Origin of the sequence: Paraliomyxa miuraensis (assembly GCF_026337845.1) — a bacterium.
Lineage (GTDB): Bacteria > Myxococcota_A > Polyangia > Nannocystales > Nannocystaceae > Paraliomyxa > Paraliomyxa miuraensis.
This window is the reverse complement of record NZ_JAOVZF010000125.1, coordinates 1-22733: the sequence shown is the minus strand read 5'-3', so window position 1 is coordinate 22733 and position 22733 is coordinate 1. Positions and strand designations below refer to the sequence as shown.

At 67.7% G+C, this 22733-nt stretch carries 24 protein-coding genes; 11 read left to right on the top strand and 13 right to left on the bottom strand.

The annotated features are described in order from the left end of the window. Positions 1 to 343 precede the first annotated feature (343 nt). Both OEB96_RS02205 and OEB96_RS02200 read left to right on the top strand, forming a co-directional pair. Positions 344 to 1405, top strand: a complete 1062-nt coding sequence (locus OEB96_RS02205) for a radical SAM protein (RefSeq protein WP_266213736.1) — start codon at positions 344 to 346, stop codon at positions 1403 to 1405. Next, on the top strand, positions 1359 to 2312 hold the full coding sequence (locus OEB96_RS02200) for a ribosomal protein L7/L12 (protein ID WP_266213735.1): 954 nt from the start codon (positions 1359 to 1361) through the stop codon (positions 2310 to 2312). The genes OEB96_RS02205 and OEB96_RS02200 overlap by 47 nt, the downstream gene beginning before the upstream one ends. Positions 2313 to 2339: 27 nt before the next feature. Here OEB96_RS02200 and OEB96_RS02195 read toward each other — a convergent pair whose 3' ends face one another. Continuing rightward, on the bottom strand, positions 2340 to 2768 hold the full coding sequence (locus OEB96_RS02195) for a helix-turn-helix domain-containing protein (RefSeq protein ID WP_266213734.1): 429 nt from the start codon (positions 2766 to 2768) through the stop codon (positions 2340 to 2342). Between the two features lie 144 nt (positions 2769 to 2912). Next, positions 2913 to 3113, bottom strand: coding sequence for a hypothetical protein (locus tag OEB96_RS02190; RefSeq protein ID WP_266213733.1), 201 nt, complete (start codon positions 3111 to 3113; stop codon positions 2913 to 2915). A gap of 159 nt (positions 3114 to 3272) precedes the next feature. Between OEB96_RS02190 and OEB96_RS02185 the strand changes: the two genes are divergently transcribed. The 4 genes from OEB96_RS02185 to OEB96_RS02170 all read left to right on the top strand — a co-directional run bounded on the left by OEB96_RS02185 (position 3273) and on the right by OEB96_RS02170 (position 5386). Then, positions 3273 to 3503 carry a hypothetical protein gene (locus OEB96_RS02185; protein WP_266213732.1) on the top strand — a complete coding sequence of 77 codons (231 nt, stop codon included), beginning with the start codon at positions 3273 to 3275 and terminating at the stop codon, positions 3501 to 3503. Between the two features lie 488 nt (positions 3504 to 3991). Next, positions 3992 to 4348 (top strand): hypothetical protein, encoded by a 357-nt coding sequence (locus OEB96_RS02180; RefSeq protein ID WP_266213731.1) that lies wholly within the window; start codon positions 3992 to 3994, stop codon positions 4346 to 4348. A 154-nt stretch (positions 4349 to 4502) separates the two neighbouring features. Beyond that, entirely contained in the window at positions 4503 to 4859 is a 357-nt protein-coding gene (locus OEB96_RS02175; RefSeq protein WP_266213730.1) for a hypothetical protein, read from the top strand. Positions 4860 to 4879: 20 nt separating this feature from the next. Next, positions 4880 to 5386 carry an HNH endonuclease gene (locus OEB96_RS02170; protein WP_266213729.1) on the top strand — a complete coding sequence of 169 codons (507 nt, stop codon included), beginning with the start codon at positions 4880 to 4882 and terminating at the stop codon, positions 5384 to 5386. A 100-nt stretch (positions 5387 to 5486) separates the two neighbouring features. Here the strand turns inward: OEB96_RS02170 and OEB96_RS02165 are convergent, their stop codons facing one another. Next, a complete protein-coding gene (locus OEB96_RS02165; protein ID WP_266213728.1) occupies positions 5487 to 6548 on the bottom strand; it encodes a site-2 protease family protein in 1062 nt (353 codons plus the stop codon). Between the two features lie 172 nt (positions 6549 to 6720). Here OEB96_RS02165 and OEB96_RS02160 point away from each other — a divergent pair, with 172 nt between their 5' ends. Genes OEB96_RS02160 through OEB96_RS02145 form a run of 4 tightly spaced genes read left to right on the top strand, consistent with a single transcriptional unit; the run spans position 6721 to position 14051 of the window. After that, a complete protein-coding gene (locus tag OEB96_RS02160) occupies positions 6721 to 8061 on the top strand; it encodes a hypothetical protein (protein WP_266213727.1) in 1341 nt (446 codons plus the stop codon). After that, positions 8061 to 10118 (top strand): phospholipase D-like domain-containing protein, encoded by a 2058-nt coding sequence (locus tag OEB96_RS02155; protein WP_266213726.1) that lies wholly within the window; start codon positions 8061 to 8063, stop codon positions 10116 to 10118. The genes OEB96_RS02160 and OEB96_RS02155 overlap by 1 nt, the downstream gene beginning before the upstream one ends. Continuing rightward, the gene (locus tag OEB96_RS02150) at positions 10115 to 13657 is read left to right on the top strand and encodes a helicase-related protein (protein WP_266213725.1); all 3543 of its coding nucleotides are present in this window, start codon (positions 10115 to 10117) and stop codon (positions 13655 to 13657) included. Before OEB96_RS02155 ends, OEB96_RS02150 begins: the two co-directional genes overlap by 4 nt. A gap of 52 nt (positions 13658 to 13709) precedes the next feature. Then, positions 13710 to 14051 carry an HAD family hydrolase gene (locus tag OEB96_RS02145; RefSeq protein WP_266213724.1) on the top strand — a complete coding sequence of 114 codons (342 nt, stop codon included), beginning with the start codon at positions 13710 to 13712 and terminating at the stop codon, positions 14049 to 14051. Between the two features lie 310 nt (positions 14052 to 14361). Here OEB96_RS02145 and OEB96_RS02140 read toward each other — a convergent pair whose 3' ends face one another. Both OEB96_RS02140 and OEB96_RS02135 read right to left on the bottom strand, forming a co-directional pair. After that, positions 14362 to 15510, bottom strand: a complete 1149-nt coding sequence (locus tag OEB96_RS02140) for a tyrosine-type recombinase/integrase (RefSeq protein WP_266213723.1) — start codon at positions 15508 to 15510, stop codon at positions 14362 to 14364. A 261-nt stretch (positions 15511 to 15771) separates the two neighbouring features. Further along, positions 15772 to 16038: a hypothetical protein gene (locus tag OEB96_RS02135; RefSeq protein WP_266213722.1), complete on the bottom strand. Its 267-nt coding sequence runs from the start codon at positions 16036 to 16038 to the stop codon at positions 15772 to 15774. Positions 16039 to 16689: 651 nt separating this feature from the next. Here OEB96_RS02135 and OEB96_RS02130 point away from each other — a divergent pair. After that, complete coding sequence (locus tag OEB96_RS02130) at positions 16690 to 16905, top strand: hypothetical protein (RefSeq protein ID WP_266213721.1); 216 nt, start codon at positions 16690 to 16692, stop codon at positions 16903 to 16905. Between the two features lie 40 nt (positions 16906 to 16945). On the opposite strand, the gene OEB96_RS02125 is transcribed toward OEB96_RS02130, so the two are convergent. From OEB96_RS02125 to OEB96_RS02090, 8 genes are all read right to left on the bottom strand, one after another. Then, positions 16946 to 18040 (bottom strand): hypothetical protein, encoded by a 1095-nt coding sequence (locus OEB96_RS02125; protein WP_266213720.1) that lies wholly within the window; start codon positions 18038 to 18040, stop codon positions 16946 to 16948. A 154-nt stretch (positions 18041 to 18194) separates the two neighbouring features. Beyond that, entirely contained in the window at positions 18195 to 18821 is a 627-nt protein-coding gene (locus tag OEB96_RS02120; protein WP_266213719.1) for a hypothetical protein, read from the bottom strand. Between the two features lie 112 nt (positions 18822 to 18933). Beyond that, positions 18934 to 20259, bottom strand: coding sequence for a hypothetical protein (locus tag OEB96_RS02115; protein ID WP_266213718.1), 1326 nt, complete (start codon positions 20257 to 20259; stop codon positions 18934 to 18936). Next, complete coding sequence (locus tag OEB96_RS02110) at positions 20259 to 20930, bottom strand: DUF6484 domain-containing protein (RefSeq protein WP_266213717.1); 672 nt, start codon at positions 20928 to 20930, stop codon at positions 20259 to 20261. The genes OEB96_RS02115 and OEB96_RS02110 overlap by 1 nt, the downstream gene beginning before the upstream one ends. Continuing rightward, positions 20927 to 21298, bottom strand: coding sequence for a hypothetical protein (locus OEB96_RS02105; protein ID WP_266213716.1), 372 nt, complete (start codon positions 21296 to 21298; stop codon positions 20927 to 20929). Before OEB96_RS02105 ends, OEB96_RS02110 begins: the two co-directional genes overlap by 4 nt. A 106-nt stretch (positions 21299 to 21404) precedes the next feature. After that, on the bottom strand, positions 21405 to 22049 hold the full coding sequence (locus OEB96_RS02100; protein WP_266213715.1) for a hypothetical protein: 645 nt from the start codon (positions 22047 to 22049) through the stop codon (positions 21405 to 21407). After that, the gene (locus OEB96_RS02095) at positions 22046 to 22489 is read right to left on the bottom strand and encodes a hypothetical protein (protein ID WP_266213714.1); all 444 of its coding nucleotides are present in this window, start codon (positions 22487 to 22489) and stop codon (positions 22046 to 22048) included. Before OEB96_RS02095 ends, OEB96_RS02100 begins: the two co-directional genes overlap by 4 nt. A 19-nt stretch (positions 22490 to 22508) precedes the next feature. Beyond that, positions 22509 to 22733: hypothetical protein (locus OEB96_RS02090; protein WP_266213713.1), on the bottom strand; the 225-nt coding region annotated here is incomplete at its 5' end.

The following is a 22733-nucleotide window of genomic DNA, read 5'->3' as shown; positions in this document are numbered from 1 at the left end:
CTCCTGCTGCTTGCCCGCGCGGCGCGGCAAAGCTGATCGGCTCCGTTGTCAGCATCGACTCGAGGATTAACGCCTGGGGTGCAGCGAGTGATGAGGGGGCGGGCGTGGATTCCGAGACAAAGGCGGCACTCGATGCTCTGGCCGACCTCGCCCCTGAGCGCATGGTCGTCACTGCGGTCGCCCAGCTCGACGAGGCCCGTTGCGCGCGGAGCGTCGGCCTAGTGATCCCCCATCTCCTCCCAGCGCTTCCGGGAACCGTTGACCTCGAGCACCAACGCAGCTCGCCCCGGTCGCGGGCGCGGGACGATGCCCCGTCGCCCTCGCCCGCGTGCAGCTTTCCCCGATGTCTCCTCCGTGGGACCCTTCGACGGTGGTCGAGCTGCCGCGAGCCCTGGCGTCGATGCGCCGCTTCGAGCTCGACGGCGCGCTGCTGCTCTTCGATCGCGACACCGGCCTCTGCGCGCGGTGTGATGGCCCTGAGACCGCCCACCTGCGGCAACGGGCCCCGCGGTTCGTCCAGTTGGCGATCACCAACCGCTGCAACCTGGCGTGCGCGTTCTGCTACCGCGACCGACGAGCCAACAGCGCCTGGACCCCCGAGTCGGCCTTCGAGTTGCTGCGCGATCTGGCCGAGGCAGGGGTGCTCGAGGTGGCGTTCGGAGGCGGAGAGCCGTTCGCGTTCCCCGGGATGGCCGAGCTGGTATGCCGGCTCTACGAGCAGACGCCGCTGGCGGTCAACCTCACCACCAACGGCCTGCTGCTCACGACCGAGATCCTGCGCCAGATCGCGGGCAAGATCGGGCAGCTCCGCCTGTCGCTCTACGAGGACAACGACTGGCCGGCCACCGTGGCCCGCTTGGTCGAGCAGCGGACGCGCTTCGGCATCAACTACCTGGTCACGCCAGCCCGGCTGCCCCGGCTCGAGGTCACGGTGCTCGACTTGGTGGCCCGAGGCTGCCGCGACGTGCTGCTGCTGAGCTACAACGGCCACGACCACGCGCTGCACCTCGGGCCCACGCAGGCCCGCGATCTGGCGCAGCGGGTCCGGGAGCTGTCGCGGGCGCTACGCGGACGCTGCGGCCTCAAGCTCGACGTGTGCTGGGGCGAGCGCATGGAGACGGTGCCCCGGCTGCTCGACCCGGCCGACTGCGGAGCCGGAGTGGAGTTCGTGGCCCTCACCAGCGATCGCATGCTGCGGCCCTGCAGCTACCATCACCTGGCGTTCCCCATCGAGTCGGCCCAAGACGTGCTGCGGCACTGGAGTCACCGACGAACGATGCTCACCGCGGCCCGCGACCCCGGCTGTGCCCGACTCGCCCACGCTGGGCTCGGGCCGCCCCCGCCCCATGGAGCACTGCATGCGGATTCGCTTGTGGAACGCCTTCGCCAGCAACAACAGCGGTAGCTACACGATCGTGGGCCGCTTCCGCGAGGCCACCCAGGCCGAGGCCACGGCGGCGTTGCTGCGTCCGGTGCTGGCCGAGCACTCGCAGTGGCGCGACGGTCCCGGCGAGGGCGAGCCGCCCCTGCACCGCTTCCTCGCCGAGCGGGGCCTGACCCTCGACGACGAGGTGGGGCTGAGCGACGACTGGCCGCAGGACGAACCGCCCCCGCAGGTGGTCGCGATCGGCCACCAAGTGCTGGTGCACTGCGACTATACGGTCACCATGCCGCGGTTCATCGGCGAGCTGTTCTACGCCGAAGGCGGGCGGGTGGAGGTGGAGCTCGACCATGCGCACCACGCCACCGTGGTGCTGCTCGACCTGTGGATCCCCTGGCAAGAGGCCCACGACAAGCCGGAGGAATCCCGGGAGGCGATGGCCCAGTTGATGGAGCGCCTGTGGTTGGGGCCGCTCTCCACCCACACTAGCGAGCGCGTGCCCGCAGCGTGTCGTCCCACCGAGTGGGGCGTGGGGATGGAGCTCGGCGTGGTCTTTGAGGATCTCGTTGCTGGCGTCGCCGAGGTGCAAGCGCTCGTCGCCGAGAACCCGGCACAGGTGCGCGTGCGCGTGTTCGAGGCCACCGACGAGGGCAGCGATCCGCTGGCGTTCCTTCGCGGGCAGCGTTCCACCGTGCCGGGCGAGCACCAAGTGATCCTGTGGCAGGCAGGACCCGACCGTGCGACGACGCTGCGAGCGATCCGACAGGTGATCGGACAGGGCCTGGGCGAAGCTCGGGCCCTGCTCGACGATCTGCCCGCGGAGCTGCTGACCAGCGCCAACCGGCACGATGCCGAGGAGGCGCTGCGAGTGCTCACCGAGGCCGGCGCCACCGCGGAGGTACTGCGCCCCGAGGACCGGCGACCGCGCTGAGCATCGCGACGCGTGACGTCGCCCCCGCTACGCAGGCACCAATGCGCCCCGGGGCGGCTCCTCGTCCGCCCCCTCCCCTGCCGCCTGCTTCTCCAGCACACCGACCAGCGCCGTCACCAACGCCCGCTCCTCGGCCTCGAGCAGCCCGACGCGGGTGCTCAGCCGCCGCAGCTCTTGGCGCATCGATCGCCCGGCCGGATCGGCCTCGTCGATGAGCTCGACCAGCGACAGGCCGAGACCTCTCGCCAGCCGCACCAGTGTGTCGAGGCGCAGGTCGTGACCCAACTCGACTTTCTTGATCGTGGCGACCGAGAGCCCGCACCGGGTGGCGTAGCTCGGTCGTGTCAGTCCCAGCGATTCGCGCGAGCGCCGTATCGTGCGCCCGAGGTTCTCCAACACCTCATGGGGTTCCATCCGCTTGCTCTTTTCGTCGATCCCGGTTTGCGGCCGGGGCATGCGGGCGCCGTGGTGCCGCAAACACCACGGCTACGACCGGGGCCCCGACTTTCACCCCGACGGCCAGGCCCGACCAAAGAGCGGGGCCGAACCCGGCAAGCGACCTTGCCCTTTCGCCCGTTGCGGCGGGCGCCAGACGTTAGCTCATTTCTTGCCCAGGTACTCCCGCAGCGCCGCCTCCATGATCAGGGACATCTCTGTCTTCTCCATGACCGCGCGAAGGCGTAGCTGCTGGAGCACATCCGATGGCAGCAGCACGGTCGTCCGCTCGCGCTTCGGCGCCTCGTCCGACTGCGCAGGTGCGCCGCGGGAGGTGCCTCGCTTCGTCGTGCGTCGACCAGCCATCGTCCGTCGGATCTCCGACCGGGAGGATGGACGCTTTTCGCGCAGTCTTCAATGGGACGTGCCGGCCTCGCTGGCGGCATACAGACATACAAGCATACAGCGGCCGAGGTGTCCACTGACAGGGCGGAATCTCGATCTGGACGGAGCATTCGCGAGCCATTGCCCGTCTGGAGGCACTCGTTGCCGGGCTACCGCAAACGCAGCGCGCGTCTCGTGGTCGAGCACGACGTCGGCTTCGACGCACGGGTGACCTCGATGATCGAGTGGCTCAACGTCGTGACCTGCGGTCAGGTGGCCGACGTGCGAGCGCACGACGCAACTCGAGCATTCCGTGCTCGCACCCTCGTCTGGATGATCGATGGTGAGCAAAGTTCCGCGGGCATTCGGTGACCAGTGGTTCATCCCCGAGAGGACCTTCGCGGACCACCGGCCGATCGCAGCCCGGCCCTTCGTGACCCCGGACGGCTCGCAGCGTAGCCTTCTTGGACGCCATGAGCCTTGCAGGCGGTCTGGAAAGGCACGTTCCGCTCGGCTACGCCGAGACCAGTTGGCTCGGCGTCGAGCCCAAAGAGAGGTGCACGATGAACGGTGACGGAGCAAGTCATGAGCGAGGTGGTCACACCCAAACGGGCGCTCGACCAGCATTGGAGAACAGTGCGGGCGGTGGTGCTCGCGACCACGAGGAACCGGGCCCTGCCAGTGGTACCCGTGCGGACCAGGACGATTGCCCTACAGAGGGCAACCGAGCACGTCGCGGCAACCTGACGCTGGCGCGCCAACTCGAGGACGCCCGCGAGCAACGAGGCTCGCGTTCGTTGTGGGACGCGGTTTCGGACCGCTTCGACTCGGAGGAGCGCCAACGCGACGCCGTGGCGCCGATGCTCCGCCTCCTCGACCAGATCCGCGAGCGCGTGGACGATGAGACATGGGGCTTGATCCTCGACTTCGAACGGCGATCGTCAGGCGAGATCATGGCCGGCATCGAGGTCGGGCTCGAGCTGGGCTACGCGAACGGTCGCGCCACCGCGCTCGTGGAGGCTCAGCACGCCCCGGGTCACGCGGCCAAGATGCTCCAGGGTAGGCTGGCCGATCTCCTCGGGGACACCGAGGCCGAGCACTTCGACGTGTTGCTCGCGTTGCTCGCCACGCTCCAGGCGACGGTGGTGATGGCCCGCGGTGGTCGAGCGATGGCCACCTCCCCAGGGAGCTCGACCTCTGCGTCGACCGGCTCGTGACCATCACCAAGGCGAGCTCACCGCGTCGGCGGGGCCATCGGTGCCCCGCCGGGCTTCTCCGACCCATCGCCCACCGATTCGCACGCTCGCCCCGCCTTCGGCGCCACTGGCGAACACATTGGCATCCTCGCCGTCATCTGCCATGCTCGAACCCATGCGGTGGTCCAACACCGAGGCCGCGCGCTTCCAGGCGCTTCGAGAGCGGGAGGCTCGGGGTGAGCTCTCGCCGGCCGAGCGCGCTGAGCTCGATTCCCTGCTGGCCGCCCTCGACGCCGACGAGACCAACGCCCTTGCTCCCGCCACGCAGCGCCTGCGCGCCGATGCCGAGGCCATGGCCAAGGAGACCGCGAGCCTCGACGCGAAGGCCCACGAGCTACTGCGGATCGCCGAGGAGGAAGAGCGCCTCCTCGCCGACGCTCGCGCGACCCTCGAGCGACTGCGCCAGCGCAGCGCCGCGTTGGCCGAGGATTACCTGCGCGTGATGGGCCACGAGCTCGTCCCCTCCCACTGAGCGCGAAGGCGACGCCTCGGATGACGTCGGCCCGAGATCGTGCTCGCGAGCGGTTCGGGGCGCGCTGTGGGTACTGCGGAGTGAGCGACGTGGACATCGGTTCCACGCTGACGGTCGATCACCACCGGCCCCGGTCGCGGGATGGTCGTGACGACGACGAGAACCTGGTCTACGCGTGCCCGCGATGCAACGAGCACAAGGGTTCCTACTGGCACGAGGATCATCCGCCGCACGTGCCATTGCTCCACCCGGGACGCGACGAGCTCGCGCGTCATCTCCGTGAAGGCACCGATGGACGCCTTCAGGGCCTGACGACCGAGGGCACGTTCTTCATCGAGAAGCTACGCCTCAACCGTGCGCCGCTCGTCGCCCATCGCATCCAGCTTCGCGCCGCAGCGACGCAACGCGAGGCGCTCGACGCAGCTCGAACACGGGTGCGCGAGCTGGAGCAGCGGATCTCCCGGATGCGCTCCGACTTCGATTCGACCGTCGAGGAGATCCAGCGGCACACGAGCTCGAAGCGGTGAGTCGGTGCGCGACCGAAGGGCCCCAGTACTCGACGGGCTCGATCTACTGGCCCTTTGTGTCGCGGAGCCATCGTGACCCGCAAGGCCCGCGGTTGCTCCGTCACTGTACGAGCCGCACCAAGGCCGCCGGCACCAACGCAATGGCGCCCACGTACGCGACCAACAGGGCGAGAGTTCGATGCACGGGGATGGGTGCTACACGGTGGATCTGGCCCCATGCGGCGGCAATGGTGATCGCGTAGGTCTTGGGCTCGATTGTATGGGTCACCTTCGCGAAACGACGTCGGTTGGCGATCGCCATCGCGATGGGCACGAGACGGTCGGGCACCGTGATGGAGAGCTCCTCACCGGGGTGAACGTGCTCCGGTAGCTCGGCCGTCGTGCCATCGAAGAGGAGCGTAAAGGCGCCGAACAACAACAACGCGCCGAACCCGAGCAGTATCCAGGAGTCGAGCCACCGTCCCACTCCGATGAGAGCCACGGCGTTGATCAGGCGGATGACCCATCGAACCGAGGGCCAGCGCGCAAACAAGGTCCAGTGGAGGAATGCGCCTCCGTCGAGAGGTAGGAGGGGGAGGAGGTTGAAGGCATTCACGACAAGGGCGAGCACGACGACATCGGCGAGGAACTGGCTGTCAAAGGGGGCCAGGAACGAAGCCCCGAACGCGAGCACGATGCCAGGGAGCGGTCCCATCAGCGAGACCAACGCGCGCTGGGTGGGCGTGGCGTCGATCTTGCGACCGCTCGCGGCAGCGCCGATGAAGGGGATGAAGAACACCTTGAGGTCCGTGAACCCGAACGCCTTCATGGCGATGAAGTGCCCCCCTTCGTGGACCACTAGCACGAGCACGAGCGCCGCGATCCAACTCCCGGTTCCTCCGGTGCTCGCGCTCTCCGAGGTCCAGAACAAGAAGAGACTGACGAGCAGCAGGACAAGCGTGTGACCGAGTCCCTTGCTCGGTTTACCGGTCACACTGGACGCCAATGCCTCCCGCACGAGCTGGACATCGGCGGGATCATCGGGGTCGAGCAGATTGCCGCGGTCGTCGTCTTCATCCTCGTCCTCTTCGTCATCCTCGTACTCCCCGTCCTCGTCATCCTCGTACTCCCCGCCATCCTCGTCTTCGAGCTCCTCTTCCCTCTCGTAGTTCTCGTGTGCCATGGTGGACTGCCCTCAGGACCGGCCGTAGCTGCGTAGCACGGGCGACATCGAGGCGCAGCCTCCGGACAGCAATGGCACGAACGGGTCATTACGGGGCTGACGGCCATTCTGGACCGCCTCGCAAACCACCGAGCTGGCCTATGGCAACATTGCCTCCGCAAGTGAACACCGAGTGAACGCCCCCTTCCTCACCGACCTCGACCCCGAGATCGCCGTCAAGGGCTCGATCGACCCCCTGGGCCTGCTGCCCCTGTGGGGCCGCTATGGTCGAGGGGTCGTCGGCAACCTCTCCCTGGTCGCCTCCTCAGCTCGCGGCTTCACTACGCTCTTGCTCGGCTATCACCTCGCCCGCCGCATCATCGACGAGCAGGAGCTCCCCGAGTCCCGCCTGGTCGACTTGTTCCTGACCTTCGAGCAGATCGCGGCCTACAGCCGGCTCGCCGCAGCGCAGGATCGCGACGCGCCCGACCCCGGCATCCTCGGGCTGCGTCGCGTTCGTAGCCGCCTTGCGGCCGGCAAGCGGGTTCCGCTCGGTGGGGGCCGTGACGCACAGATCCTCTCCAACCAGCGTGCCTACGGCCTGTGGACTTTGTTCTCGGGTCCCGCTCAGCAGAGCGGCCTGCTGGTGCGCAAGACCATGCGCCTGACCGATGAAGCTGAGGACTTCGTGCGTCGTACCGCCTACCCCCGCCTCGAGCGTGCAGGCCTGCGCAACGCCAGATCGCTGCTCGATCTCATGGTCCGAGGCCGCTACTTCGAGCCCCGAGGCAGACACGCCCTCATCGCGGGAGCCGTCGCCGAGCTCCACGCCGATGAATTCTCCGCCGACGAGCAGGCCTTCTACCTCGAGCGCTTCGCCTGCGGTGGCCCCTCGGATCCGGGAGGGTGTCAGCACCAGCTGTGGGCCCTGATGCGAGCCTACAACGACGAGCATGATACGTGGCGCGAACGACTGAGCATGGCCGAGCTCGACGCGCTCATTGATGGCGCCCGACGAGAGGGCCACGCCGAGCTCGAGGATCGTCTATGGAGGATCCGTCGCTTCGAACAAGTGATCGGCCCGGCCTCGCTCCTCTTCGGCTACCTTCAGGACCATGCCGACGAACGATCCGTGACCGACGTCGCCGGGGATCTCCAAGCCACCTGGATCCATGGGCTCCGACATGTCGACCCCGAGGCCGTGGCCCAGCACCTCGAGCCTGTCTGCGAGCTGCACGGCGAGGAAGGCCAGCGGCGCTTCGAGCAGCTCGCCCACGCACTCCACAATGGCCAGTGGGCCAAGGTGATCGAGCTCGTACTCGAGCAGAACGCCGAGGTCATGGCCCGCCGCGGCGGAGGCCCTTGGATCATCTCCGACGGCGGCGTGCTGCAGGTTCGCTACCATCAAGAAGGCGGCGACCTCCCGGAGGACCCGGGCCGGCGGCTCGTCCACCCCTACTTCATCACGTCGGTGAAATCCGTCGGGGCCCAGGTCCTCGGCAAGCTCGCCGCCCGAAGCGAGGATGACGATTGATGTCGTCGGACCCACAGACCCAGGTCCTCTCCCAGGCCCTCGAGTCCGCGATCGGCGAGGCTCGAGTGCGGGTCGCGGTGTTCGTCTCGTTTCAGCTCGACCCTGCGTTCTTCGAGCACTCGATCCTCCCCATCCTGTTTCGTCGCGGATTCAGCGACAACGAGGCCGTCCGGCGGGCCCAGCTCGACGAGGCGCTCCGCGAGCTCGAGCACGTCGCCGTCTACTACGACCGCTCGGGCCTGATCACCCAGCATGGCCCGGCTCGCCTGGACTACCGCCGAATCGGGCTGTCGGTCCCCGGCGGGGTGTTGCACGCCAAGCACGTCTTCCTTCTCCTGGAGGACCCCGGTGAGCCTCCACAGCCACGCCTGGTGATGCTGACGACCTCCGCAAACCTGACCCGCAGCGGCTGGTGGTCCAACGTGGAGGTCGGCCACGTCTACGAGATCCGACCCGATACCAAGGACCTGCTACGAGAGGATCTGCTCGGTCCCGGTGGCTTGTTTGCCTACTTGCTGCGGCTGGACCGAACCGGTGGAAGCGCAACCGACCGTCATGGCAAGGACGCCAATCACGGCGGCATCGACCGGCTTCGCGCGTTCCTCAAGCAGCACACCACGGCGAGGACCCATCGTTCCCACGAGGGGCGCCTGCACAGCCGCCTTTGGCATGGAGAGGTACCACTCCCCGAATTCCTGGCCGAGCACGTGCCCGAGGGCTGTCGTCTCGAGGTGATCTCGCCGTTCGTCGATGACGTCGAGGAGACGCCTACCTTGTGCGCGCTCATCGAGGCCGTGCGCCCTACCGCAACGCGAGTGCTCCTACCGCGCGATGAGAACCAGCGTGCAACGTGCCGCAAGGAGTACGTCGAGGCGGTACGCATGCTCCCCAAGGTCACCTGGGGGACGCTTCCGACCAGGCTCACCTCGTTCGGCAAAGGAGAGACGCAAAGCCGCCACCGCTACGTCCACGCCAAGATCTATCGGCTGTTCTCTCCATCCACGAAGACCGAGCTACTCCTGGTGGGCTCGCCCAACCTGACGGGCGCAGCCCACCGTGGGGCGAAGAGCGGCAACCTCGAGACGGCCATTCTGCTGGACCGGTCCGGCGCGGCGCGCCTGGACTGGTGGCTCGAGCGGCTCGAGGATCTCGAAGGCATGGAGTTCCGGCCACTGGCCTTGGAAGACCGGCCCTTGGAGTCCGTCCTGCCGATCACGCTCCGCTTCGACTGGAAGAGTGGCGAGCTTCGCTACTACTGGGAGCAACGCCGGCAGGTGCCCTCTGCATTCTCCCTGGCGGCCGGCGGGCGCCCCTTGGCCCGGGTCGAGGGCATCGTGGTCGAGGAGTGGGCTTTGGTTCCGGCAGACGCCGACACGCTGCGCGACGTAATGAGGTCGGGCGCGTTCCTCGACGTGGCCGTGGACGAAGACCCTCCCCAACGGGTCCTGGTGCAGGAGGTGGGCATGGAGCACAAGCCGTCACTCCTGCATGATCTGACCCCCGAGCAGATCCTCGAGTATTGGTCGATGCTGACCACCGAGCAGCAGGACGCCTTCCTCGAGCGCGAGATCTTCCGCCAGGTCGGCCGCGAGGGTGATGGCCAGGCACCGCCTCCGATCCCCGAGGGCGACTCCATGTTCGACCGCTTCGCGGGGATCTTCCACGCGTTCTCGTGCCTTCGCGAGCATCTCGACGACGCGCTCGAGCGACATGACGCGAGCGGCGAGCGACAAGCCATCTATCGCCTCTTCGGTCGCCGCCACGACTCCCTGCGGTCCCTGGTCGACAAGCTGGCCACGAACGCCGACGGCGATCCGGTGCTCCTCTACATCAGCCTTCTGTGCGCCCAGGAGGTGGTGCGGTGGGTTCGGACCGAGCACCCGACATTCGCTTCGACTCACGCCGACGACCTCGACGAGCTCGAGCACGCACTCCAGGCAAGCCACTCGATCCGCGAGCGCTTCTCCTTCGGTGAGGCGGCAGATCGCGAGCGCTTCCTCGACTGGCTGGAGGAGATGTTCTTCCTACCCATCCGCGCCCCGGAGGCACCGGAGTGATCCCACTCAGCCCCATCGGGCTTCGGACAGCAAAGGCCCTCATCGACTTCGGTGGGCGCAGCGCGGCCGCTCGCACCTTCGCGAACGATCAGCTCGAGGGGTCCGTCGCTTTGCACAACATCTTGGCCGAGCGCGGCTTCGCCTACCTCGCCGACGAGGTGGGCATGGGCAAGACCTACGTCGCTCTGGGGGTGGTGGGCCTGCTCCGCCACTTCCACCCCGGCCTCCGAGTGCTCTACGTGGTCCCGCGTTCCAACCTCCAGGACAAGTGGCGCAAGGAGGCACGCAACTTCGCGGCCAACAACTGGAAGTTACCGGACCTGCGGGTCAAGACCCTCCAGGGCACTCCCACGGTCGACATGGTCGTGTGTGACAGCCTCGACCACTTCGTTCACGAGGCTCATGCCAACGCCAACCGCGATTTCGTCCTTCGAATGTCCAGCTTTAGCCTCGCGCTGCGTGGCGATGCGGCCGGCTGGAAGAAGAAGCGCCGTACGCTGAGGAAGCTCTTGCCCTGGCTACCCGCGAGCGCGTTCGACCTGCGCGACAAGACGCGCTTCAAGCAGACCTACGCCCGGGCCATCAATGCTGCGATCCCGCGCTTCGATCTGCTGGTCGTCGACGAGGCGCACAACTTTCGGCACGGCTACGAGCACGGCTCCACACGCAACCAACTGCTCGGCTTGGTCCTTGGCATCGAGGACGAAGACATTCCCTACATGCGTGGGGGAGGACCCCGCGTCGACCGGGTCCTCGCGCTGTCGGCCACCCCTCTCGAGACCAACTACCTCGAGCTGTGGAACCAGTTGTCGTTGTTCGGTGCATCGAGCTTGGCGCCGGAGCTGAAGGATTCCGAGTGTCCCGCAGACGAGCAGCAACGCGCGGCTCAGCGGTTCATGGTGCGGCGCCTGACCGGTCTCGCGTTGGGCGAACACCGCTACACCAAGAACATGTACCGACGAGAGTGGCGACGAGGCGGGGTGGATACCCACGGCGAACCCCTGCGCATGGCCGACGACCGAGAGCGCCTCGTGGTCGCCCTGGTCCAGAAGAAGGTCAGCGACGTACTCGCCCAGCTCGGTCGGGGTAGTGGCCGAACCTTCGGGCGTCGCTTCCAGATGGGGATGCTCGCCTCCTTCGAGAGCTTCCTCGAGACGGTGAAGCTGGCCGGCACCGAGGACGACCCAGCATTCGATCAAGCGGACCAGACCGACGACGAGCTCGAGCGCGAGGGGGTCGACGCCGTCTCGATCGCTCACCTCGCGCGGAGCCATCGCGAGCGATTCCAGGAGCCGCTGCCCCACCCCAAGATGAACGCGGTAGCGTCGGCACTGGCCGAGGCACTCGAGGGCGGGGAGAAGACGCTGGTCTTCGTCCGCCGGGTGGCCAGCGTGCCCGAGCTCGTGGCCAAGGTGGCGCAGCGATACGATCGCTGGCTCTGCGAGAAGCTCGAGCGCAGCGCCCCTGGTGTGGCGGACCAGATCCGCCGGCAACTCCGGCGCTATCGGACCGCCACGAGCCGAGCCGAGGGATACGACGAGCCGAGCGACGATGATGAGCTTGCATCCGAGGACGATGACCTCGCGGAGGTCATCGCCGATGATACGGGCTCGGACTCGTTCTTCGCGTGGTTCTTTCGAGGCGAGCGCAAACTCGGGGTGGCCTCGGGTGGTTGGTTTCGCCGTCGCCGTCTGACCGACGAGAAGGAGGAGCTGTCACTCCTGCTCGAGGACAATTACCTGGGATGGTTGCTCGGGTTGGCCCAGCCGACGCTCGAAGATCTGGCCGCGGTGGTGGGCGTGGAGCCCGGAGCGCTCGGCGAGCGGCTCCGCGCGCGTGCCTACGCGATCTTTCGCGAGGCCTCCAAGCAGACGCGCTTCCCGATCCGCCGGGTATTTCGTGCCTACCAGCAGGCCGCGCTCGCAGAGATCGGCGGCAGCGAGCACGACCTCGCGGCACGGGCCCGCAGTATCGCACGACAACGGGGCTGGACCGTGGTCATCGCCAACGAGGGCCCTGTGCCCACCGACTTTCCCGACCCAGGATCCCACCTCGGCCGCCAGACTCTGTTCTCGATCCTGGGTGGGCACCCTCTCGGCCAGGACGAGCTTCGGCTGGATGGCCATGGTGCCCGGTCGATCCCCATCGCAGAGCTCCCAGACGCCTTCCGCCGCCGCGAGCTCCTCCGAGAGCTCCTGTCCACTGCGCTCTCGCTCGGCCACCCGTTCGTCGAGCTGTGGGCTACCTACGTCGCCCTCCGCGGAACGCTACAGCGCAGCGCCCCCATCGAACCCAGCGTCGAGCAGCTCGCGGGCGCGTTCTTGGACCGGCTCTCCGCCCAGCCCCATGACTCCACCGGTGCGCGTCAGGAGCTGGCCGCGTTGGTGCAGCACTTCGACCTCATCCTCGACGTCAACTTCCCCGATGCCCGCGACAAGCCCCTGGCCGAGATCCCCAAGTACTACCAGAGCGCGCTCTCTCGCCAGACTCCAGTGGGTGGAATGTCAGGCCGAATCAACGCCAGCATGGTCCGGCAGTTTCGAATGCCGGGGTACCCGTACGTCTTGATCACCACCGACGTCCTCCAAGAGGGCGAAGACCTCCACACCTTTGCGTCCCGGGTGATGCACTACGGGATCACCTGGACCCCTTCGGCCATGGAGCAGCGTACGGGGAGGGTCGACCGGATCGGCTCCCTGACCCACCGGAGGCTCACCGAGCGCGGCGCGCCGGACCCCCGCGAGTTTCTGCAAGTGCAGTTCCCCTACCTCGACTCGACCATCGAGCTCGTTCAAGCCCGGCGGATCTTCCGGCGCATGGATGACTTCGTCGCGCTGCTCCACCAGGGGCTCGGCGCCGACGAGGCCAAGCAGAGCGCCATCGACCTTGCCTCGGCCATCCACGAACGAACCCCGATCAAGGAGCCCAGCACCAGTGCGCTGCAGAGCCCGTTCGATGTCGACCGGAAGCTCTTGTACGCGGATCGGCCCCTGACGCTCGGGGTGTCCGAGGCGCAGCTCGACGCGTACGACCGCCACCTGGGACTCCTCGTCACGGATCTTCCCCGCCGGGCTCGGGTGGAGTGGTCGCCGGACCAGCCGAGCTACGGACGCCTCGGAACCGCCTGGATCGACGATGGCAAGCTCATCGTCGCCGACGAGCCCGTGAGCTCGGCACGCCAACAACCGTTCGCTCTGTATCTTCGCGGTGGCTCGGGCTTGGTCCTGCTCCAGCTCGTCTCCCCCGTGGGGGTGTGCGCCATCGACGACGAAGCCACGATCGCTCGCCTCTTCGAGCTACAAACCCACTTGGTCACCGCCAAGATCTGCGCCGTCGTCGACGACGTGCCCAAGACCTACAACCTCACGGTCGAGGTCGAGGTGCCCTTCTCTCCCGAGACATTCCAGCTCGAGGAGGCTCTGTCCGCACTGGCGCGCTGCGTGGCCGCGGCCGACGTGGTCGAGCGCGAGCTTCTGGGCACCGACCAGCCCTTGTCGGTCTTCGCGGCCGACTTGAGCAAGGAGATCGGCCGTGGATGAGCTCTACGCGATGCTCGACAATCTCCCTCGGGAGCTCGACTGGAGCGCTCGCTTGTCGGTCGAGGACGGTGTGATCACGGTGGGCTTCGACTCCGGCAGGGCCCAGCGCATCCATCTTGCAACCCGAGACGATAACTACGCGTTCACGTCCAGGATCCTGGGCGCTCAGCGGCTCGACCAATACAGCTGGACGCAGCTCGCACGTATCGTCTGGCTCCGAAATCGAAGAACACCGCTGGTCACCTTCATGCTCGATGAGCGTGGCCGACTCGTCGGTCGCGTCGAACACCCTGCGGCAACGCTCGACCCGGACGAGCTCCGGACGATCCTCCTTCACCTGGCTCGGGAGTGCGATCGGCTCGAGTATCTACTCACCGGGCGCGACGAGCAGTAGCCGCGCTCTGGCGTTGGACGCCGATCCGTGCCGAGATCGAGGCCGCGACCGCCCTCCACCGCCTCCACAACGACCAGTTGAGCCACCTCGGCGACCCCTCCGCTACCCCATCCGCGGTGCCGCGCGGATCGAGCTTCGCCGCAAAATCGGCCGGATCCTCGACCTTCGACTCGCTCAGCAAGAGCGCCAGGAACCGAACCATCTCGGGGACTTGGGCGGCCAACCCCGCGCTACTCAGTGCGTTCGCCGGACCCCATGGGCAGGTTCGATTCCTGTGCGCCTCCGCGACTAACTTCATGAATTTATTGAACTAATCCCGCGAGGGGTCATCAGCGATGCCCCTATGTTGCCCCTCCGGTGCCCCATCCGCCCCGTCGAGCAGCTCGACGGCCTTCCGCCGGGCGCTCGGGGAGAGGTGGGCGTATCGCATCGTCATCTCGAGCGATGCGTGGCCGAGGAGCTCCTTGACCTCGAGGAGGTTCGCGCCGCTCATGACCAGGTGCGACGCGTAGGTGTGCCGGAGCATGTGCCAGCCCACTCGGCGTAGGCCCGCCTTCCGGCTGACCGTGGTGATGGGGCTGTCGTGCTTGGCGTCCTTGGACTTCGGCTCGCAATCCCACCGGGGGAGCATCGAGCCGTCCTTGCGGCTGAACACGTAGTCGCCGCGCTGGTGCTGCTGGTGGTCGCGGAGAGCTGCGACCGCCTTCTTCGGGAGGTCGACGATCCGCGGCTGGCCGCTCTTGGGCGGGTGCAGCTCGTTCTCGTCGTCGGCCGCCTGGCGCACGTGGAGCCGTGCGGCCACGAGGTCGACGTCCTCCCAGCGGAGAGCCCGGAGCTCGCCGAGGCGTAGGCCGGTCCACATCGCCGTGGGGATCATCGCGCACCAGGGCTCCGGCGCACGACGGGCCGCCTTGATCAGGCGCTTGCCTTCCTTGAAGTCCAGGAAGTCGAACGCCGGCTTGGGCACCTTGAGGCGCCGGATCTTCGGAGGGGCCTTGGTGAGTTCCCCGATCTCCCCGGCGTAGCCGAGGATCTTCGAGAGGATCGCGAGTTCCTCGTTGATCGTCTTGGGCCCCACCCCGTCCTTCTTGCGGCGAGCCTTGAAGGTCTCCACGTGGCGGGCGGTGATCTGGTGCAGTCGCAAGCGCCCGAGGTGCTCGAGCAGCCCACGGCCGAGCGTCCGCCGCTTCTCGCGGACGGTGCTGGGTCGGTTGTTGGTGGTTGCGTAGGTCTCGATGAAGTAGCCGGCGAACTCCTTGAACGTCGGCACCAGATCCTCGTCCTCCTTGCTCCCGTACGTCCCCGCGGCCAGGGCACCTCGAACCTCACGCTCGAGCTGCTCCGCACCCCGCTTGGTCGGCACCGGGCTGACCTTGCGAATGCGGGTGAGGGATCCGTCGGGCATCCTGATCTTCACGTCGATCATCCAGCGTCCCCGCTGGTTCTTTCGAATGGTCACTGCGTCACCTTGTTTCGGTTCGGCGACGCGGGTTGGCGGGGACATGATAGCGCGCGGTGGGGCGACATGCAGGCCGGGGCGGCCATTGCTGCGTGAGGGGAATGGGGAGCGCCCTCTGACACGGATGGGGGTCAGCTCTCGAGCGAGACGGTCGAAGGACGAGCGCTCGATCGAAGTCGCCCAGCGCGACTGCCTCCCGGTTCAAGAGTCGGGCCGCGACGTGGACCTGCCTCCGGGAGGCTCGTGCCCTCGCGGCGCTCGTCAATCCTCGACCGGACGAGGATCTTGGGCCAGCTCCACCAGCGAGTCGGACACGAACCGGCCGGGCAACAGCACGACCATCAAGAACATCAGGAACCGGTTGATGTCGTCCGAGTACCGGAACGGGTTGTCGATCAATCCCCCGAGCCAACCGATGTTGTCGAAGTCCGGTCGTGGCCGGATGAAGTAGGCCACGAGCAGATAGGCGAGCAGGATGCCCGAGGTCCAGCCGAGTGCACCCCAGGTGAACGCGACGTTCAGGAACACTCCCGCGAAGACTCCTCCGATCAGCGATAGCGCCACCACACCGCGGGCGATGGTGGCAGGCTTCGAACGAGTGGGCCGCCACTCGTCGTGGGACGTGATCGAACCGACGTTGCCAGGGTCGTACGACTCTCCCAGTCGCTCGAGAAGGCTCATCCGACAAGCTCCGATCGCGGCCGCATGGAAGCCGTGCCCCGCCGGACCGACGCCGGTCGCGCTTCATTCCACGTGGCCCCGAACCGGCGCCTGGCTACCTCGTTCGTGAGACGACAAGCGGGAATGACGCGGGGCCCAGGGGGTTCGACAGCGGCCGTGCGTCGCCACCTGTTCGTCTCGTTGCCTCCGGCCGAGGTCATGGCAGCCCTCCGATCGTCCGCCGCCATCGCCGGAGCACGGCGCGACGGCGTGGTCGCGATCGGCCTTCGGTACGCCACCGAGATGGTGTCTCGCGAGCATCGAATCTCGCTATGGGCGCAGGAGCCCCATCGAACTTGCCGCCTGACGCGGAGCTACTTTCTGCACGTTCAGGCCCACCCGCATGAGCATGGCTCGCTCGTCGTGCTCGAGTCGGCAAGCGATTGGGCTCGTCCCATGGCGATGGCCATCATCACGGCCATCGCCGTAGCCCCTTGGATGGCTTTCGTCCCGGTCGCGATGGCGTTGTCGTGGTGCCTGATCAACCTGGCCCTGGTCGGGCTGTCGTTCCAGGCCCGTCATCGTACGCAAGCGATCCGACTGGCCCTGACCCATGCGGTATGGACGACACTCGCTCCGTACGAGCACCACGAGGCCGCACTGCCCTACCGCGGGGTGGCGTTGCCGAGCGCGGCTGCGTTCTCGGGTTCGGCGTCCTCGCTCGCATCGACGTAGCTCCGTTGCGAGGTCACGTGGTCGAGCCGCAGACCGCAGATCATTCGGTCATCAGCGGGAACACCCGCACCAACTCCTCGGCCAGCCCGGGCGAAATCTCGCCGAGCCGGTGGAGGGCGAAGCCCACGAAGGTGTGGATCTGCTCCTCCTGCAGGCGGTCGCCGAGGTCGTACTCATCGTCGCAGGCATCGAGGGTGATGCGGCACCACCAGGCGAAGGAGCCGACCGCCCGGGTGGACATGGGGTCCACGTAGCCCTGGGCGAGGGACGGGCGCGTGCTCGGGTCGAGCATGGTGGCCCGGGCGAGCAGCAAGCCAAGGCAGCCGTCGAGCTGGCGGCACTCGAGCACGCGGTTCCAGGTGTCGCGCACGCCCTGGTGCTCGAAGGGCTCGAAGCGCTCGGCGAGGGTGAGCAGGTGCTCGTGGAGCGGTGCGTCGAGAGCTTCGGTGTAGTCCAGCAGCATGCAGCGCCAGCAGGCAAGCTCGTGGCGCATGTCGGCGTCGGGCTCGGCCACGTCGAGCAGCTCGTAAAGGGCGTGCAGGGAGAGCTCAGCGCGGGCCTGGTAGCGCTTCATCAAGTCCACGAAGGGGGCGAAGGCTTCCGCGAGTGCCTCCAAGCCCTGCTCGGGAGGGTCGTCGATGCACGCCTGCGAGAACGCAGAGAACGAGCGGCGGAGCCAGTCGAAGACGCGGATCGAGAGCAGCTCGCCCAAGAGGCGTGCGCGTGGGACGGGCGGGTGCTCGACCAGGGCACTCAGGCGATCGTCATCGATCGCCCAGGGGCGGCGGAGCATGAAGACGGTCCACACGGTCTCGACCGCGATGGCGCGGTCTTGAAAGAGGGTCGGTGGGCAGGGCGGAGGATCGCAGCCCCAGTCGATCGCAAGCACGCGACGGTCGTGCTCGTCGAGCATGGGGACGAGCTGCACGCCGCGAGGCAAGCGGATCTCGTGCGTCCGCCAGTAGTCGGCGCGCTTGGCCAGGGCCTGGGTGAGGGCGAGCTGCTCGGCGTAGCGGTCAGGGTCGGTCAGGCGTAGGGAGGCAAAGGCAGTGTCGAGCTGTTCCCGGGCGTCGCGAACGTGCTGGGGCACGCGCTTGGCGGTGTGCCGGGATGCATGCTTGGGACGACGGGACAAGACGCGGGCGACTGTAGCAGTGCGGAGATGAGTGGGCGTTGGCGCCCCATGGGCGGCGCGAGAGCGGGAATTGGCGGTGGTGGTACCGGGGGTACCGGGGGCAGATGGGGCCGTCGGAGAACGACCGAGGCGGGCTCGACTCCTACCTACCCGCTCAAGGCCGGGCGGTGACGTAGACGTGCTTCCAACGCTTGGCCCGAAGCGCGTGAACCCATGTCCACGAGCCCTCGCCGCGCAGCCCTGGCGGGATGTTGGGATTGGTCTGCTCGAGGTCGAAGGTCACCAGCGGGGAGGTCATGCTTCCGAAGGTACTCAGCGCATCCAGGGCCGCGTGTGCGGCCACGAGGGCCTCGGGGTCCCGATGCTCCTCGCTGATCTTCAAGTCGAGCACGAAGACAGGATCCCCGCCGACCATCAAGCCGAACTCGGTCTCGTACCAGTCGTAGAAGTCCTCGTCGTAGCCGGTGCCATCGAGCAGCGCGGCCGCGAGATAGTCGTGGTCGCTGGTCAACGCATCCATCTCCATGTTCGCGTCCACTTGGTCACTGAGGAAGGGCTTGGCGATGCGGATCTTCCCGACCTTCACGTAGTGCGCGTCCTCGTCGCTCTCGTCGCAGCCCGCGGGAAGCTCGTCGCGCCAGACCATGATCGTGCCGATGGCGCTCACGACTGCGACCTCGAGCTCCCGCCGGGCCTCCCACCGCACCATCACCGGGGAATCCGCGTACCAGAGGGGGTTGCGTTGATCGGGCGGGAACACGACGAGGTCGCTGTCGCTCATGGCGGGCTACGATAGCGCAGCCTCGGGCTTGGACCGCTCGACGGTGAAGGTTCGAAGTGTTGCCCGGGAAAGGATGACCTGCTGGGCCGGTCGACGCGGAGCACGGTCGCGATCACGCCTTGGGTCGCCCCGAGCGCCTCGGTGCCGCCGCCCCTTCGATCGGGGCGAGCCGTCCCTGGAAGTACCACTCGCCCTCCACGAACCGCATCCGAGGATCATCCAGCCGCGATCGCACTTGGTCGATGATCTCCCGCTGCTGCACCACGGGTAGATCGGGCTCGTAGCTCCACTGCACCCCGTAGCGGATCACGAATTCGTCCGCGAGGCACCGCCGCAACCACAGCGGCAGTGCCATCGACAGCACGTCGAGATCCGTGTGAGGTCCTGCCAGCCTCCCGAGCCGATACCGTTGCCCTGGACGCAGGCGCTCGCCGTTTTCCGCGAGCCACCGTTCCCATACCACCGGCTCGGTGCTGATCCCGGAGCCCTCCAACGCCGTCCACGCTCGTTCGTCGATCGCCTCGGTCTCCGCGTCGTCCTCCATTTCAAGCCGCGCCCCGGTGATCAAGAACAACCCGAGAGCTGCCTCCTCGGCGTGCGCCTCCGTCCGAAGCTGCTCGACCAGCACCTCGAGCCCCCGCGGATCCCCGAACACTCCCAGCGCCAGCAACGCCTGCACCGGGTCTTCGCCTCGCGCGGCCTCCATCAGCCAGGCCCCCATCGCCGGTCCGCCGCCCATCGCCACCGGCAGTATGGCCCACGGCGCGCGCTTGCGATGGGCGAGCCGATCGAGCACCGACGCCTCCCCGCTCCGCAGCGCGGCCACGGCCGCCGCTCGAGCCACGACAGGATCGCCACAACACACCTCGGCCAGCACGGCGCCCGGCACCGTCCCGGGTAGCTGCCCCAACGCCCGCAGCACCGCCGCTCGATCGGCGCACTCCCGCCCCGCTGCATCCCGCAGGTCGTCGGCCGCCACCGCCCACCCTCGCGCTCCCACGCACGTCGCCAGCACCGACACCACGTGCGGCCCGGCGTCCCGCAACGCCTCCGCCACGAGTTCCGCCGCATCGCCGGGCAGTTGGTGCACCAGGGCATCCGCCACCGCCTGCCGCAGCGAGGCCGCAGCCCGCTCGTCGGTCGGCTCCCCGCAGTGCTCCTCCACTTCGAGCAACAAGACCCGCACGATCGAGAACCGGTGGAGCCGACACGCCAACGCCACCAGCGCGTAGAAGGTCCACGGTTCCTGGGGGGCCGCCTCGATCAACGCCACCGCCAGCGCCGCCTCCCCACCGCGCCCGAGCGCCTGCAGGTGCCCGTCGATCCGCGCCTCGGCCTCGGCCAGGTCGTCGAGCGTGGCCTCCCAGTCGCACAACCACTCCCACCGCAGGTCGTACAGCTCGCCCACCATCCGCAGGTGCTCGCGATACGGCTCCACTATGGTGTCCCCTCCCCGTGCGACCCCGGACGGCTCCGCTCGGCCTCGTGCACCGATGGTGCTCCGACTTCGCCTCCCGCTCGCCGCTGGTCGCGGGTGCGCGGCCCCTCTGCCTGCGTCGGTCGCATCTTGGTCCTCGACTCGCGCCGCCTGCCGTCCAACGCCTCGAGCACGGGGGCGAGACGGGGGTTGTTCCGCTTCCATCGATCGACGTACTCCCGGACCGACTTGCGGCTCATGCCAACGTTCTTGGCGCCGTACGTGATGTTCCCTGCTGCATCGAGTAGCGCAGCCGTGCATACGAGCGATCGGGTCTCGCGGAGCAGCTCGGCGAGCTTGCGCGGGTCCGCGTCGATCGACAGCACCTTGCGGCCGAGCGCATCCCACTGCGCCCGAAGCTCCGCCCGCAGGTCGACCAGCCTCGTGATCACCGGCCGGTCCAGGTGCCCCTCGATGAACGTCAGCTCCACCGGCTGCCCGACCATGCCGGGCTCGATCGGGATGGTCGCAAGCGCCCTGGCTCGCAGGCATTCACCGCTGGGCGCGACCAGTTTCACCACGACCTCGAGGTCCTGCGAGACCTCGACCACGGTGCCCATCAGCGGCTCGAATCGGAGCGAAGGGTCGAACTCCCTCGCGGCGTCCGGATCCTCCGGTGCCCCTGTGTTCATGCCTCACCTCCCTTGTTCTTCGACCAATGCAGGAAGACCGCGGCGGGCATCGGGATCAGCGTGGGGTTCGACTTCAGCCACTCGTGCAGTAGCTTGCGAATGCTCCGCCGGCAGCACCCGAGCCGGATCGCGGCGGCCGCCAGGTTCCCCTTGCTCTCGACCACCGCCCAAACGACGGTCAGCACCGCAGACTCGCGGACGATCTCCGCGAACGTGGCACGGCATCGGGGCTCGTGAACGAACACCCGCTCTCCGAGCGCCTCCCAGCGCCCCGTCAACTCGGCATGCCAGTCGTGCCCCAGCTCTGGATCCGTCGTCTTGACGTCCTCGCCGAGGATCTCCCTCACGGTCGAGATCGCGTCATCCAAGCTCCCATCCCCTTTCTGCTCGTCAGTCGAGCTCGATCTGCTCCGCGCCACACATGCTCATCTCGCCTGCCGTCACGATGTCGATGCGGCTGGCCGCTTCGTCGGGCTACTCCAGCGTCCAGGTGGCCAGCTCGACGGACATCCCGCCGCCGTTGCCGTTGCCGTCCGAGGAGCCCGAGCGCAGCACCAGCGTGCCCTCGGCCGGGCGATCGGCGTCATGGGAAAGCCGGACGTAGAGCGTGGCATTCGGGTCGACCGGCTCCACGCCCAGGGCGGCGAGGTCGTCCAGCTCGCCGGTCATCGTGGTCGAGCCGAATTCGTCGAAGAGCGCTCCGGCCACGATGGTCGTGTCGAGCGCCCCGTCGTCGGTCCGTAGGGCGAGCTCCAGGTCGGTCTCGACCCAGTCGGAGCAGACGACGCGATCGTTCCTCCAAGGGAGCCTCGAGTCGACCACCCGCTCGAGGTCGATCTCCTGAGCCATGGTCGGCTCGTGCACCGTCACGGTGATCCGCGTCTGTCCGGGCGGAGGCAATCCACGAATGTACGGCTCGCTCGGCTCCCACCGTAGCGGGCCGGAACGCTCGCCCACGACGGTGGCCACCATCTCGCCGAAGGTGACTCCGATGACGAGCGGCGCGTCCTCGTCGGTCACGGGAGGGTGGTCGACCTGGAAGCATCCGCCCTTGCTCTCGCAGCCAACGAGCACGGCCGTTGCCGTGAGCAGCCCGATGATGGTCGGAGACGCGCTCATGACCGTCCCGTGCCCTTGGTTGCCGTTGCCTCGACCCCGTCCCGGGCGGCACGCTCGGCTCTCTCTGCACGCAGCTTGGCCCGTCTGGCTCGGTGCCTGGCGTTGTCCTTCTCCCGAGCTTCCGCCCGCTTCGCCTCCTGTTCGTCCGACGAGTAGATCCCACGCGGTCGCTTCGGTCGCTCGGGGACGTGCCGCGGGTGCCGCTGCGCCCAGATCTTGACATGGCCGCGCAGGACCTTGCGGTTCGTGCCACGGCGTTCTGCGGCTCTCGTGATGATCCCTTGCTCGCGGTGCCAGGCCACGACGCAGGCCAGGAGCTTCAGCTCCTCGCACAACTGCGCCAGATTGCGCCCGCTCGGCTCGTGCCCCAGGACGTCTTGCTCGATGGCCTTCCACTGACGCTCGACCTCCACCCGCCACGCCTCGATCTTCGCTTCCATGTCTTGCCTTCCTCGTGTCTCAGTTGAGCTCGATCTTCTCGGTGCCACGGATCTTCACCTCGCCTTCCGTCACGATCTCGATCCGCTCGTCTGCCTCGACCCCGACGTCTCGACTCCGAACGCCGATGCGACTCGTCGCCGCGAGGTCGATGCTCTCGTTCGCCTCGATCCCGACGCGTCGACCTCGAACGTCGATGCGGCTCGCGGACTCGACGTCGATCTCGTCGCCCTTGATGGCGAGCTT

What these genes read in the sequence shown, in the direction of transcription:
- OEB96_RS02100 (WP_266213715.1), bottom strand. Translation starts at nt 22,049, where the DNA reads ATGAGCGCGTCTCCGACCATCATCGGGCTGCTCACGGCAACGGCCGTG.
- OEB96_RS02195 (WP_266213734.1), bottom strand. Translation starts at nt 2,768, where the DNA reads ATGCCCCGGCCGCAAACCGGGATCGACGAAAAGAGCAAGCGGATGGAA.
- OEB96_RS02155 (WP_266213726.1), top strand. Translation starts at nt 8,061, where the DNA reads ATGTCGTCGGACCCACAGACCCAGGTCCTCTCCCAGGCCCTCGAGTCC.
- OEB96_RS02110 (WP_266213717.1), bottom strand. Translation starts at nt 20,930, where the DNA reads ATGAACACAGGGGCACCGGAGGATCCGGACGCCGCGAGGGAGTTCGAC.
- OEB96_RS02165 (WP_266213728.1), bottom strand. Translation starts at nt 6,548, where the DNA reads ATGGCACACGAGAACTACGAGAGGGAAGAGGAGCTCGAAGACGAGGAT.
- OEB96_RS02170 (WP_266213729.1), top strand. Translation starts at nt 4,880, where the DNA reads ATGACGTCGGCCCGAGATCGTGCTCGCGAGCGGTTCGGGGCGCGCTGT.
- OEB96_RS02180 (WP_266213731.1), top strand. Translation starts at nt 3,992, where the DNA reads ATGCTCCGCCTCCTCGACCAGATCCGCGAGCGCGTGGACGATGAGACA.
- OEB96_RS02095 (WP_266213714.1), bottom strand. Translation starts at nt 22,489, where the DNA reads ATGGAAGCGAAGATCGAGGCGTGGCGGGTGGAGGTCGAGCGTCAGTGG.
- OEB96_RS02205 (WP_266213736.1), top strand. Translation starts at nt 344, where the DNA reads ATGTCTCCTCCGTGGGACCCTTCGACGGTGGTCGAGCTGCCGCGAGCC.
- OEB96_RS02120 (WP_266213719.1), bottom strand. Translation starts at nt 18,821, where the DNA reads ATGAGCGACAGCGACCTCGTCGTGTTCCCGCCCGATCAACGCAACCCC.
- OEB96_RS02190 (WP_266213733.1), bottom strand. Translation starts at nt 3,113, where the DNA reads ATGGCTGGTCGACGCACGACGAAGCGAGGCACCTCCCGCGGCGCACCT.
- OEB96_RS02175 (WP_266213730.1), top strand. Translation starts at nt 4,503, where the DNA reads ATGCGGTGGTCCAACACCGAGGCCGCGCGCTTCCAGGCGCTTCGAGAG.
- OEB96_RS02200 (WP_266213735.1), top strand. Translation starts at nt 1,359, where the DNA reads ATGCGGATTCGCTTGTGGAACGCCTTCGCCAGCAACAACAGCGGTAGC.
- OEB96_RS02130 (WP_266213721.1), top strand. Translation starts at nt 16,690, where the DNA reads ATGGCGTTGTCGTGGTGCCTGATCAACCTGGCCCTGGTCGGGCTGTCG.